This window comes from Micromonospora krabiensis, assembly GCF_900091425.1.
GTDB classification, from domain to species: domain Bacteria; phylum Actinomycetota; class Actinomycetes; order Mycobacteriales; family Micromonosporaceae; genus Micromonospora; species Micromonospora krabiensis.
In genome coordinates, this window is record NZ_LT598496.1 from 313,982 (window position 1) to 327,296 (window position 13,315).

At 69.9% G+C, this 13,315-nt stretch carries 6 protein-coding genes; 1 reads left to right on the plus strand and 5 read right to left on the minus strand.

All coding sequences use genetic code 11. The features are described 5' to 3' along the window. Positions 1 to 28: 28 nt before the first annotated feature. The 3 genes from GA0070620_RS01340 to GA0070620_RS01345 form a co-directional block, all read right to left on the minus strand. The gene (locus GA0070620_RS01340) at positions 29 to 6,220 is read right to left on the minus strand and encodes a S8 family serine peptidase (RefSeq protein WP_091587752.1); all 6,192 of its coding nucleotides are present in this window, start codon (positions 6,218 to 6,220) and stop codon (positions 29 to 31) included. A gap of 15 nt (positions 6,221 to 6,235) precedes the next feature. Then, on the minus strand, positions 6,236 to 6,397 hold the full coding sequence (locus GA0070620_RS32540; protein ID WP_157741495.1) for a hypothetical protein: 162 nt from the start codon (positions 6,395 to 6,397) through the stop codon (positions 6,236 to 6,238). 91 nt (positions 6,398 to 6,488) lie between these two features. After that, positions 6,489 to 9,431 (minus strand): ATP-binding protein, encoded by a 2,943-nt coding sequence (locus GA0070620_RS01345; RefSeq protein WP_091587754.1) that lies wholly within the window; start codon positions 9,429 to 9,431, stop codon positions 6,489 to 6,491. A gap of 77 nt (positions 9,432 to 9,508) precedes the next feature. Here GA0070620_RS01345 and GA0070620_RS01350 point away from each other — a divergent pair, with 77 nt between their 5' ends. Further along, entirely contained in the window at positions 9,509 to 9,727 is a 219-nt protein-coding gene (locus GA0070620_RS01350; protein WP_091597762.1) for a hypothetical protein, read from the plus strand. 62 nt (positions 9,728 to 9,789) lie between these two features. Here the strand turns inward: GA0070620_RS01350 and GA0070620_RS01355 are convergent, their stop codons facing one another. Both GA0070620_RS01355 and GA0070620_RS01360 read right to left on the minus strand, forming a co-directional pair. Beyond that, complete coding sequence (locus tag GA0070620_RS01355; RefSeq protein WP_231922122.1) at positions 9,790 to 12,138, minus strand: HelD family protein; 2,349 nt, start codon at positions 12,136 to 12,138, stop codon at positions 9,790 to 9,792. A 165-nt stretch (positions 12,139 to 12,303) separates the two neighbouring features. Continuing rightward, on the minus strand, positions 12,304 to 13,194 hold the full coding sequence (locus GA0070620_RS01360) for a hypothetical protein (RefSeq protein ID WP_091587758.1): 891 nt from the start codon (positions 13,192 to 13,194) through the stop codon (positions 12,304 to 12,306). Positions 13,195 to 13,315: the final 121 nt, after the last annotated feature.

Sequence of the window (13,315 nt, forward strand, 5' to 3'; positions counted from 1 at the left end):
ACCACTATCGGCGGACTGGTTGGCTATCTCAGAGGCGCGGGTCCTGCTGGACCTTCAGGGCGTTGAGGATCGGGTCGCCCTCGCCCTTCTCGCGGCTGAACTCGATCGTCAGATCGCCACCGGCGTGCTCGACGGTGACCGCGTTCAGGTCCGCGCTCAGCGCACCCACCTTGGCCTGCACGTCGTGGTCGTAGAGCACGACCTTGCCGTCGGCCAACACATCGAAGGCACGCTTGCCGACCTTGACCTTCTCGATCTCCGCGAAGTCGAGGCCGATGCGGTACGTACCGGCGGGGGCGTTCTTGAACACGTAGCTGAACGTCTCGCCGGTCCGCTGGGTGCGGAACAGTGCGTCGTCGTTCGTGCCGGCGATGTCGGCCTTGGTGGTACGCGCCTTGCCGCCCACGTAGCCCCACGACGACCGCTTGCCGAGCTCCTGGTCGGCCGACCAGACGAAGCCGTCGGCCCCGACGTACCCGGATCCGCCCACGTCGACGCCCTGCCAGTAGGCCGAGGTCGCCAGGCGCACCGACTTGAACTGGGTCTCGCCCTTGCCGGCGTTCGTCGCCACGAGCACGTCCCCGACGAGCACACCGGGTTCGAGACCGGCGTTGTCGGCCGTCGCCGTGACCGTGGTGGACGCCCCGGCCGCCAACGTGACCGTGCCGGTTGCGGCCGCGCCCGTGAGGGTCAGCCACGGAAGGTCGGCGGCCTCGTGCCCGCCGTCGCTGGCGCGCTTCTGCTCGCTGAGCCGCACCTCCAGCGGGGCGGAGCCGGTGTTGGTGACGGTCACGTCGGCCGTCGCCTTCTGGCCCTTGTCCAGGAGCCAGTCGAAGTCGGCGCCGGTGACGGTGGCGATGCCCGTGGTCAACGCCGTGTCGACCACCTCGGCCTGGTCCTTCTCGGCGATGGTCACGGGACGGCTGGCGGTGACGTAGTTCGGCGACGACACCTGCACGGTGTTCTCGCCGACCAGCGCCTGGGCCTTCCACCGGCCCTTCACGTCGGTCGTGATGACCCGCTCACCGTTCGGTCCCGTGAGCGTGACGATCGCGCCCTCGATCGGCTTGCCGTCGTTCTTGTCGGTGACCGTGCCCTCGATCGTGCCCGCGGCCGGGAGGGTGTACTCCAGGCCCAATCCGGCCTTCAGGACGGGCTGGTTGAAGGAGTGCTGGCCCGCGGGGTTGCGCGTCAGGCTCTCCACACCGACCGTCGCCGACGACCCCCGGGTGAGGGGGTTGTCGCCGCCGACGCCGTCGCCGTACCCGATCTGGATCCGTCCGTCGGCGATCAGGGTGACCGAGAAGCTCACGCGAGCCGTCCGGTCGTTGTAGAAGGTGGCGTTGCGCCACTCGATGACTTCCGCCGCCACACCGTCCACCTCGGTCCTGCCGAAGTAGATGCCCGCCTCGTCGTCGACGACGAGGTCGTCCCAGAGCGGGTAGATCGCGTCGATCGGGTACGGACCCGGCAGGGCCGTGTTGCTCCCCGACGTGCTGGCGCGGTCGAAGGTCAGCGTGCCGTTCGTCGTCACGCACACGCCGTCCCAGGCCGTGTCGTAGAACGGGAACAGGAAGGTGGTGTCGAACCACAGCACGCCGCAGAGGTCATCGCCGTGCCACCCGGACTCCTCTGCGCCCTGACGGTAGAGCCCCTCGGTCACCTTCACCGAGTACGACCGACCGGCGGGGGCCACCGGAACGGGCCCCGGATCCGGCTGCTCGGGCTGGGGGTCCGGCTCCGCCGTGTCCGCCCGCGGGTCGAGCGTCACCCGCAGCGCGGCGATGGTCGGGGCCTTGAGGCCCTTCGAGCCCCGCAGCTCCACGGTCAGCGGACCACCCTCGTGCTTGACGACGGCCGTGCGCCAGTCGGCGGCGTTCGGCCCCACGGCCTTGGCCGCGTCGTACGCGTACTCCGTCAGCGTGCCGTCCACGAGCACGTCGAACACCCGCTTGCCCGTGGTCACCTTGTCGATCTCGGCGAACCCGAAGTCGATCGCGTAGGTGCCCTTGGGCGCGTCGGGGAAGCGGTAGAACAGCTGCTTGTCCGACGTGGTGCGCTGCAACTGGAACAGGGTGTCGTCCGTCGTACCGGCGATGTCGGCCCGCGTCGAGGCGACCTTCGTCTTCCCCTCGTAGCCCCACGCCGTCTTGCCGGCGGCCTGGTCGCCCGACCAGGTGTAGCCGGAGCCGTCGGTGAACGTCGGACCGCCGGCGTTGACGCCGACCTGGTACTTCGTGGTCGTCAGCGTCACCGGGACGTACGTCTTGGACTGGCGTCCGGAGTCGGACCGCACCACGATGTTCGCGCCCAGGACCCCCGGCTTGGCGTCCTTCGAGGAGATCGAGACCTTGACGGTCGTCGACTGACCCGGGGCGAGGGTGCCGCCGGTCGAGGAGAGCGACAGCCACGGCAGGTCGGTGAGCAGGTCGTCCTCGACGTCGACCAGCACGACGTCGTCGGCGAGCTGGTCGGCCGCCCACAGCGCCCCGGTCGAGTCGGTCTCGAGACCGCCGCCCTGGCCCACCTTCTGGCCCGGGAACCACCACGCGTTGACCAGCGAGCAGTCGTCGGGGTCGACCTGCAGCAGGCGGGTGGGCCGGTTCGAGGTGAGGTCGGTGTACCAGATGGTGTCGGACGCCTGGTTGTAGGCCAGACCCATCACCTCGGGCAGCGGCGGGGCGCAGAAGGACAGCAGCGCACCCGCGTTGTCGTGCGACGTCCCGGCGACGGTGCCGATCATGCCGTTCCTCCGGCCGCCGACGTAGAACACGTCCTCCGCCGGGTTGTAGGCCAGGCCGGTCAGCTGCAGCGTGGACCAGTCGCCCTTGATCTGCCGGGTCTCCTTGCCGGTCTCCCGGTTGAAGCAGTGGATGTAGCTGGCCGGGCTGTCCTCCATCTGGCACATGTCACCGGTCTTGGTGTCCAGCGCCATGTCGAACGCCCGGTACGCGGGGTCCCACGCCGCGTCGAAGACCTTCCCGGTCCGCTTGCCCGTCACCGTGTAGGCGGTGTTGGTCCGGGCGTTGTAGTCGTGAACCCAGACGTCGCCGTCGTACCCGATGCCGGAGGGCTCCTTCTCCGCGATGGTGCCGGGGATGGCGATCCGGGTGATGACGTCACCGCCGGAGGTCACGCCGACCTTGGCGGCCGCCTGTGCCTCCGCGGTGCTCGACGTGGTGGCCTTGCCGTCGACGTTCGACGGCTTCATCCCGCTCGCACCGGCCTTCCACGCGGCGAGGTCGATGCTGCTGGCCGCACCCGTGCCGGTGCGCGCGGTGGCGCCGGCGGCGTCCAGCTCGGGGTGGCGCGCGGCCTCACCCAGGTCGTACGTGAGGGGGGCGGAGCCGTTGTTGGTCAGCGTCAGCGAGCCCACACCGTTCTGGTCGGTACCCAACAACGCGTCGAGCCCATCGGCCTTCAGGCCGGCCAGACCCGTGGTCAACCGCGCGTCGATCTTGGCGCTGGCGTAGAGCTTGCCGAGTGAGAACGGGTACGCCGCCGTCGTGTAGTTCGGCGCGTCGACGGTCATGGTGTAGTCGCCGACCGGAAGCTGGCGATGCACGATGCCGGTCCCGTTGGTCGTGACGGTCTCGACCAGCCCGTTCTTGTCGCTGAACGAGACCTTGGCCCCGGCCACCGGCAGCCCGTCGTTCTGGTCGACGACGGTCGCGTCGAGGTACCCGAAGTCCGGCATGTCGTAGGTGACGATCATCCCGTCGCGCAGCACCGGGGCGCTGTCGGAGAACCGGATGCCGTCGACGCCGGCCCAGCCCTGGATGCCGCTGACGGCGTGCGCGCCGGCGGTCACCGGGTCGTCGGTCCCGACGCCGTCGCCGTACCCGAAGATCACGGTGCCCGAGCGGGTGAAGGTGGCCGAGAAGTTGACCGGCTCCGTGTACTCCGTCCGGGTCGGATAGGCCCAGAGCTTGGCGTTGCGGTACTCGACGACGAACGCGTCCTCACCGTTGACCTTGGTGGCCGCCGTGAAGACGCCCCCGCCGGGGGCGAACTCGACCGGCGTCTGGACGTAGAACGGGAAGACGCCCGCACCGCCGCTGCCGGGTCCGGTGCTGGTGTCCGGGGAGATCACGCCGCGCAGACCGACACCGAGGGTGTCGTGGCTGCCGTTGTAGAGCGCGATCGGGAACGGCAGCTTCACCGTGGCCCACACGCCGCTGGTGAACGCGACCTGCTCGGTGCCGCGCAGGTACTCACCCTCGGAGACGGCGCAGCTGTAGCCGCCCTCGTCGACCACGAGCCCGACGGGGATCTCGCGCGACTCGTTCTGTGCGCCGACGGTCAGCGGGATCGTCGTGGGCGAGAAGCAGGCGTTGGGCTTGACCGTCAGCGTGTACGCGCCCTCGGGCACGGCGGTGATCGTGAACGCGCCGTTGGCGTCCGTGCGTACCGGCTTCAGCGGCGTGCTCGTGACGGAGACGTCGGCGTTCGGGACGGGCCGCTTCTTGTCGTCGACGACCCGGCCGCTGATGTCGTGCTTCGCGGCGGCCGTGAGCGGCAGTGTGACGGCGGTGTCCTGCCCGAGGGTGATCGTGACGTCGGCGGTCGCGGTCAGGTAGCCGAAGACCTTGGTGCTGAGCTGGTAGTCGCCGACCGGGAGGTTCGTCGTGAACCGGCCGTCCTTGTCGGTGCCGATCGAGCGGCTGAACGGCCCGCTGATCGTCACCTCGGCCGCGGGGACCGGAGCGCCGTCGGCGGTGACGACGCCGGTGAGGGTGCCGCCCTGCCGGGGCGCGAGCTCGAGCAGGCGGACGAGGTCGAGCCGGCCCTCGCCGTACTTGTTGTTGACCTCGGCGGTGCCGCCGCACTCGGTGTCGTCGACGTCGACGGCCGACTCGCCGAGCAACCGGCGGGTCTCCTCGACCTGCCCGATGAGGGTCGGGTCGTAGCTCCACAGCGCCGCGACGGCGCCGGCGACGTGGGGCGCCGCCATCGAGGTGCCGGACATCTCCGTGTAGCTGTTGCCGGGGTACGCCGACCGGACGCCGTCGCCCGGCGCGGAGATCTCCGGCTTGATCCGGCCACCCTCACCCTCGCCCTTGCGGGAGAACGCCGCGAGCGTGCCGTCCGACGAGTAGGCGCCGACGGAGTAGGCGCTCTCGGCGGAGCCGGGGGAGGAGACGGTGTCGCAGTCCGCGTACGGCACGGTGTTACCCGAGGACCAGACGCTGAAGATGCCCGCGGCGGTCCACGCCTCGTCGATGGCACGGAAGAAGTCGTCGAAGCTGTGCTCGACGGTCTGGCCCCACGAGTTGTTGATGACGTGCGGGCGCTTGGCCGGGTCGGGGTTGTTCCCCTGTACGTCGGTCGGGGCGAGCAGCCACCAACCCGAGCGCAGCAGCGACTCGACGCCGCTGTTGTCGCAGCAGCCGTTCGTCGCGATCCACTGCGCCTCCGGGGCGACGCCGACGTGGTTGGTGCCGTCGTCGCCGACCATGGTGCCCATGGTGTGCGTGCCGTGCCCGTTGTCGTCGCACGGCGCGCCCGTGCACGTGCCCCGGCTCGCCATCCAGTTGTAGTTGTGGTCGACGGTGCCGTCGGGCTTCGTACCGCGGTACTGGTGCATCAGGGCGGGGTGGTCGAACTGGACGCCCGAGTCGAGGTTGGACACGGTGATGCCCGCACCGGTGGCGCCCATGGCCCAGGCCTGCGGGGCGTGAATGGCGTCCAGGCCCCACGTGGTGGTGCCGTCCTCGGCGGCGGCCTTCGGGGCGGCGGGGCGGGCAGCCTGGTCAGCGGGGATCTTCTCGTCCACGGGCTCGACCAGCGCGACCTGCGGCGTCGCGTGGATCTCGGCGACCTGCACCTTGGCGGCCACGTCGAGGGCGAGCTTCTCGGTGCCCCCCTTGACGAGCACCGTGTTGGCGATCGGGTAGGAGGTGTATTTGACGCCTGCCCGGTCGAGTTCGGCGGAGACCGACGCCAGGGCGTCCTTCGCCGCCGTGGTCAGCGCGTCGTAGACGAACTGACCACGAGCGGTCCAGTCGGCGATCTTCGTCGCCGGCTTGAGGTCGGCCGTGGTGTCGAACCTGATCCAGAAGTCGGAGGCCGGCTCCGTGCGGAAGCGGTCCTTCAAGCTCGACTCGATCTTCTTGGCGGCCGCGCCGGGCTCCGGCTCAGCGGCGGACGCCGGTAAGGATTGGATCAGGCTCAGGCCGACCGCTGCGGCCAGCGTTGCCGCGAGGGCTTTGAGTCTCATGCAAGGTCCTTCTGCCTACAGGGGTTGGTAGGGGTCGTGGCTCTCGTGCTCGTCGGCGCCGTCGGCGTCGTGCGCGTCGGAGGCGTCGCGGGCGCTGACACGCGGCTCGCGCGACAGCTCGAGAGGTGGCTGGTGCTCGCTGGCGGAGTCGTCGCGCGCGACAGGTCGCTCAGCCATGTATCGGCCTACGGCTATGGATCATGCAAGTCATGCTCGGCGGACGAGTGACCGCTCGCTATCCAGCGGATACGTCAATTTTCACGACGCGTCACCGAGAGTCCTCTTCGGCGAACACTCCGGCCTCCACTGCCTTGACCGCGAGCGCGGTCCGGGAACTCACCTTCAACTTGCGCATCGCCGCCCGCAGCTGCTGATCCACCGTGGCCGGCGACTTGGCCAGGATCCGGCTGATCTCCCGGTTCGTCTTGCCGGCGACAACCAGTTGGACCACGTCGAGCTCCCGAGGTGAGAGCTGGTCACCGTAGCCTCGTCGGCCGCCACGCCACAGTCGCGGGACCTCGGCGCCGTGTTCACGGAGCCGCTGCGCGACCCGGTCCGCGTCGCCGCGGGCTCCGAGCCGGAACAGCTGCTCGTACTGTGCGGCCAACAACTCCCGACCCTGGTCGACCTGCCCGTGCGCGATGAGCGCCTCGGCTTGACGCTCGCTGGCGAGCAGGGCGTCGTAGGGGCGCGGCAACGCGCTCCAGGCGCGCGCCGCCCGACCGTACGCCGTCGCCGCGCGGGCATGGTCTCCCGCTGCCGCGAACAGCAGGGCACGGCAGACGGCGAGCGCGGCGCGAGGCGCGGGCGCCGTACGGCCACGCAGTCCTCTGGCGAACTGGTCGCCCAGGCGTGTCGCGGCCGTCCGGTCGCCCGCGGCGAGGTACGCCTCGATCCGGGCGGGGACGAGATCCGTCGCCCAGACCCAGATGCCCTTTCTCTGGACGGTGTCCATCGGCTCGTTCGTGATCTGCACCGCCCGGCCGCTGTTTCCGTCCGTCAGCCACAGCCTGGCCAGCGCCGCGGCGGCCTCCATCGTGTCGTCGACCGCGCCGAGGCGGGCAGACTCCTCGAGGACCAGCCGGAACTGCTCCTCCGCGGCGCGCCGCCGTCCCGCCGCGGCCGCCAGCCGAGCCGCGAGGCGAATGCTGCCGAGGTAGTGCGCCGGCCGGTCCCGGTCGGCGTCGGCGAGTGCCGCGCTGCGCTCCGCGAGACCCTCCCAGCGGCCGGTCAGCCACGCCAGGTTGGCCTGCTCGAGCCGGACGTTGTGCTGCAACCGGGATGCCCGCTCGTCCTCGGCAAGGCGCAGGGCCACGGCCAGGTGATGGTCCGCGTCGGCGTACCGACCCCAGATCAGCGCGCCGGTCCCGACATTCGCGTGGATGCGGGCCACGTCGAGACGCTCCGCCGCGCTCGCGCCGTCGACGGGCAGGCCGGCGACGACGTCCCAGGCCTCCTCCGCGCCGAGCATGAGCAGTGCCGCGGCCCGGTTGCCGGCCAGGTTCAGCCGCTCCGCGGGGGAGTCGACATCGGCGGCGAGCGCGGCGGCGCGATCCAACCAGCGCCGATGGGTCGACGCCGGCCACGGCCCCGCGTAGGCCCACCCGAGGTAGGTCATCGCCCGAGCCGCCTCGACCGGGTCGTGGTCGAGGTTGGCCACCGCCTGCTCCAGCTCGCCCAGTGCGGCCTGCGCCTCACCCCCGGTGATCAGGAGCCGACCCAGGGGGTTGCGGATCTCGGCCTGCTGCCGGGCGGAGAGACCCGGGCTCTCCAACACCGAGCGCAGGGTGCGGATCACGCGGTGGTAGACCTCGTCGACCGGTTCACGCCGGCCCAGGGCGGCCACTCCGGCGATGCGCGCGACCCGTGCCCGATCCTCCGGCGGCAGCACGGCCCGCGACAACAGATCGACCAGCACGTCGACCGCCTTGGTGTGGTCACCCGAGGCCATGGCCAGCTCGGCAACCTGCTCGGCGTAGCGCGCCCAGGACTGCCGCTCGCCCGCCTCGCGGAAGTGGTGGGCAAGGCGTGCCACCGGCGGCGGGTCTATCTCCTCCAAGGCCCGGCCGGCCAGCAGGTGAAACTGTCTGCGGTCGGTCAACGGGATCGCCTCGTACACCGCCGTGGCGGCCAGCACATGCCGAAACCGCCACCGGCCACGGTCGTCTCCGTCCAGGACGCCGGCGTCGGCCGCCTCGCCGACGGCGTCCCGACACGCAGCCGGTGACAGGCCGGCGGTCTTCGCGATGGTGGAGACCGATGAGCGCTCAGCCAACGTGGCCGCGGCACGCAACACCTGCTGCGCCGCCGGCGACAGACGGCCCACCCGCTCCCGGGTGGAGTCGCGCACCGTGGGCGGCACCTGGAGCTCGCGCAGCTTCAGCCGGACCCACTGCCCGTCGCGGAAGACGAGGTCGGCGCGGTCGCACATGAGTCGTACCGACTCCTCCAACGCCAGCGGCACGCCACCGGTGCGCTCGTGCATGAACGTCGCGAACTCCTGCGACACCGGATTGCCGTCCAGCATCGACGACACCAGTGCCGCCGTGGCGTCGGGTCGCATCGGCGCCAGGGCGATCCTCAGCTGGGTCACGCCAGCAGGCAACCGGGACGTCAGCCGCAGCAGCAAAGATCCGTCGTCCACCTCCTCCGGCCGATAGGAGACCACGAGGCTCGGCCCGTCCGACTGTTGTCGAGAGGTGACGAACAGCAGGAACTCCAGGGTCACCTCGTCCGCCCAGTGCGCGTCCTCCAGCACGAGGACGTCGACACGCAGAGCCCGCAGCAGCTCGTCCAGGGCGCGGAACAGGCGATGCCGTGCCGCCTTCGCATCGCCCAGGGGCTGCAGGGCAGGCGGCAGGGCCGAGGACCATTCAGGGAACAGTGGCCGTAACGCACCCGCAAGCTCGGTGAGCCGCAACCGCGACACCGGGCGGTCGATCCCACGGAACGCGTCGACGATCGGCCCCAACGTCAGCGACTCGCGAAGCGGTGGGCACACCGAGACCAGAGTCGTGCGCTGGTCCGGCCCGGCCAACCACTCTCGCAGCAGTCGGCTCTTCCCGATCCCCGCCTCGCCCTCCACCAGCACGATCGCCGGTGGCCGGGCCAACGCGCCCCGCAACGCCGCCAGCTCGCGATCACGGCCAACGAAACGCGGTGTCGAGACCATCGGTGACGTCCGGTCGTCCTCGGGCGAGGGGTCGAGCATGCGTGATGATCTCTCTTCTCGCTGCTCGGGCACAAGTGCCGTCGCGGCGACTCCGGGCGGTGCTATACCGTCACCTGGTGAGAATCGAGCGTCACTGGTGGAACGGGAACCTCAGCCCGCGGGGTCGTCGCGACGTCTACATCCGCACCGATGGCCAGCGGTGGGAGGTCGAGGCGCAGACCGGAGGCAGCACGGGTCGGTCGGAACTGCACCCCTGTCCGAGTCGGGCGTCGGCGGAGATCCTCGCCGATGCGTGGCTGGGCGGGCGCCCGGAGTGGCGGCAGATGGTGGCCTGACACAGGTCGACGGTGATTCCGGTGCCTCCGTCGAGGACACGGCGGACATCCCGAGGGCGGTGTCATGGGTGCGGCGATCGCCGCGTGACGATCAGCTGACCGAGTTCCTGGGTGCATCGGGTGAGCGCGACGTAGAGGCCGTTCCAGCCGCGCGGCTCGTCGGCGATGCCGTGGAGGTCGATGAGGAGCGTGGCGTCCCACTCCAGCCCCTTGGACTGCGTTGCGGTGAGCACGGGCACATCACTCAGCACGGCCAGGAGTTCGGCTATGCGCTCGGCGGGGGCGATGACGCCGACCGTTCCGCCCTGCCACCGCTGCTGCAGCCGTCGCACCGCGTGGGCGGCGGTGCCGGCGAGCTCGGCGGGTGTGACGGTGAGTTCCCAGGGCGCGACGCCGGAGGAGCGTACCGCCCGCGGCGACGTGTTGTGGCTGCCAGCCTTTTTCAGCACCGGTTCGGTGAGGGCCATGACCTCACGTGGGGTCCGGTAGCAGATGGTCAGCTCCGCGGCGGTCCAGCGATCCCCGAGAACAGCGTGTACCGCCTGTGCCCAGCTGGTGTGCCGGTGCGCCGCCTCCGCCTGGTCGATGTCGCCGACGGCGGTGATGGATCGACTGGGGCAGCGCCGTAGGACCATGTGCCACTGCATCTCGGACAACTCTTGCGCCTCGTCGACGACGACATGGCCGTACACCCAGCCGCGCTGCCGGCGCGCGCGGTCGGCGACGAACTCGCCCTGCGGTTGCGGGGCGTGGACCTCGCCGAGTAGCTCGGCTAGGGCGTCGAGCAGGGGAATGTCGCTCGATGCCCATCCGGCGGGCTCGGCTGAGACAGCGGCGATCTCCTCCGGGGACAGTTGCGGGGCGAACCGGGCGAGCAGAGTGCGATCGGTCAGGAGCTCACCCAGCAGGGTCTCGGCGTCGAGGGTCGGCCACCAGGCCTCGACGAACCGGGCGATGGTGGCGTTCTCGGCGATCCGATCACGCAGGTGTTCTATCTCCTCCTCGGAGAGCAATCCGTCGATGTCACTGCCGGTGGACGTCCTGCCGGAGTGGTGGTCATGCCGCATGTCCCTGTCGACGCGGGCGAGGATGTCCTCGAAACCCTCCTCCATCTCGTCCATCAGCGCCTCGCGCTGCTCGACGACGACCTCGGCGAGCAGGTGATGCAACTGCTCGGCGAACGCCGCGCGGGCGCGGTGGTAGGGGCGTCCCTGCACCGCCGAGGCGAGCGCCTGTGCCACCGTCGCGGCGGTGATGACGTAGAACTCGCCCGCCCAGCGCAGCCGCAGCTCGCGGGGTCGGGGGAGGAGCGACGTGACGTAGCTTTCGAGCGCGATTTGCCAGAGGGCGCGGCCCTTGATCTCGGCGAGAAGTCGACTCTCGTCGCGACCCACCTGGATGCCGGGCAGCAGGCTGTCACAGGTCGCCGCCACGACGGCGGTCTCACCGAGCGCGGGCAGCACCTGGGCGATGTACTCGAGGAACCGCGGCGAGGGACCGAGCACCAGCACCGCCTGGTCCGCCATCGTCCGGTGCGCGAACAGCAGATAGGCGACACGGTGCAGAGCGACCACGGTCTTGCCGGTGCCGGGACCGCCCTGAACGATCAGCGGACCGCTCGCCTCGGCCCGGATGATGTCGTCCTGCTCGCGTTGCAGCGTCGAGATCGCCGTCGGCATGCGGCCCGTACGCCGCTGGTCGAGGGCGGCCAGCAGAGCGCCCTCACCGACGAGATCCGCCGTTACCGTCCCGTCCAGTGGCTCGTCGTCCACGCCGACAACGGTCGATCCCCTCGTCCGGATGTGACGGCGCCGTGCCAGACCTTGTGGGTCGACCGCCGTCGCCGTGTAGAACGGCCGAGCTGCCGGAGCGCGCCAATCCACCAGCAGCGGCTCGCCGTCCTCGCCGTCCTCGCGGAGACCGACGCGGCCCACGTGTCGCACGGTGCCGTCAAGACCGTCGAGGCGGCCGAAGACCAGGCCGTCGCGTGCTCGCCGTAGCTCGTCGTACTGATGACGGAGCATGCGCTGCCGGGCCCGCTCCAACGGGTCCCGGGCCGCTGCCGACAGCTCGACCTGGAGGTGTTCGGCCAACCGGTCACGCCGGGCCGTGGCCAGGTCGAGAAACGCCTGTTCTTCGGCGACCGCGGATCGGCGTGCGGCGCCCTCCGCGGTAGAAGTCGGCGCTGCGCCGTTCCGTGTGACGTCGCTGACGCCAGCGGTGCCGTCGCTCAGAGCAGAATCTCGGCGCATTCGCAAATCCTCGCATTGGTGTTTCGCTCGGACTGGATACGCCGCAGCGCATTCCGGCGGCAAGCATAGAACTGATCCCTCCTCTCGGCCAGGAAGTCTGCCGGCAGAGACGGGAATCTCAATGCCTTGAAGTTGCGGGCGGCCTGTGGCCTGACCCAATCCGGATTCGCTTATTGACAGCTCGGCTCGTATCTGATCTGCGGGTGTTCCGGCCGGTCAGGCGTCGCCTGCGATACGGATCCACGGCGACGCCACCATCGGGCTGGGCCGAGCCGGCGCCGGGACCGCCCTGCTCACACGCCCGGCAGTACCGCGACCGTTTACTTACTCGATGAACACCTTCACGGAGTCGGCAAGCCCGTCGTTCCGGTTGACGCCGACGAAGAATTCGCTCCCCACATGGGTGACATCTTCGATCTCGTCGGTCAGGTTGTTCCCCGGGATTCCGATGTCGCTCTCCACATCGCCTCCGGACCAGTTGTACTGGTACACCCAGTTCCAGCCGGTATCGGGCGTCGAGGTGTTGATCGACTTGGTGTTCCAGACATAGTTCTCAGAGCAGTCGATGCCCTGGTCGGAACGATTATCGTGACTCGTCAGATTGCTCTTCACCAGCGTCCAACCACTCGTCAGCGCACCGGCGCCGGGATGGGTCCACAGGCTACCCAACCGCCGGGCAGCATACTTGCCGGCTCCGCCGGCAGCCGTCGCGCTGTAGCAGAGGCCGCTGATGTTGCCTATTGGTAGACGCACTTCCCCGGTCGTGCCGATAGATCCATCGGCGTTCAGGCGTACGATTGTCACCTTGTCACTCAGAAACGCCGATTGGCTCCCTTGGGTGGCAATCAAGGCAGGGCCCTGGCCCAGATAGTTCGAGTTGTAGGCGAGGTCATTACCGTGGCCGAGTGTGGGGATGGAGGTTGGCGCCCCGGCGCAGACCCAGCTGGTGCCGTCCCAGGTTGAGCCGTCGCGCAACCACCTGGACAGGACGGGCTCCGCACCGGCAGCCTTGGTGAAAATGATGTAAAGCTGGCCGCCTGGCCCTGCCACCATGCCTTGCATGACTGTGCGACCCGCTTTGCACGCACTGCTGTTCGGGATGTTCAGCCGTTCCGCCCCGCTCCTGTCCGTGGCGGCGTAGGCAGACGCCGCCGGGGCGATAGCGATTCCCATTGAGAGCGCGAGCACGAACGCGGCGCTTGACAGTCTCTTCACTTCGGTGTCTCTCCCCAGGGGTAGGCGAGAGCAGCCTATCAGCGAATGCCTACGTGTCTATGTCGTGTCGGCAGGGTGAACGTCGACACGCCCCCGGACGGAAAGGCCGGACAGCCGGTCA

Coding starts and splice junctions, on each gene's coding strand:
- GA0070620_RS01340 (WP_091587752.1), bottom strand. CDS start 6,220: ATGAGACTCAAAGCCCTCGCGGCAACGCTGGCCGCAGCGGTCGGCCTG.
- GA0070620_RS32540 (WP_157741495.1), bottom strand. CDS start 6,397: ATGGCTGAGCGACCTGTCGCGCGCGACGACTCCGCCAGCGAGCACCAG.
- GA0070620_RS01345 (WP_091587754.1), bottom strand. CDS start 9,431: ATGCTCGACCCCTCGCCCGAGGACGACCGGACGTCACCGATGGTCTCG.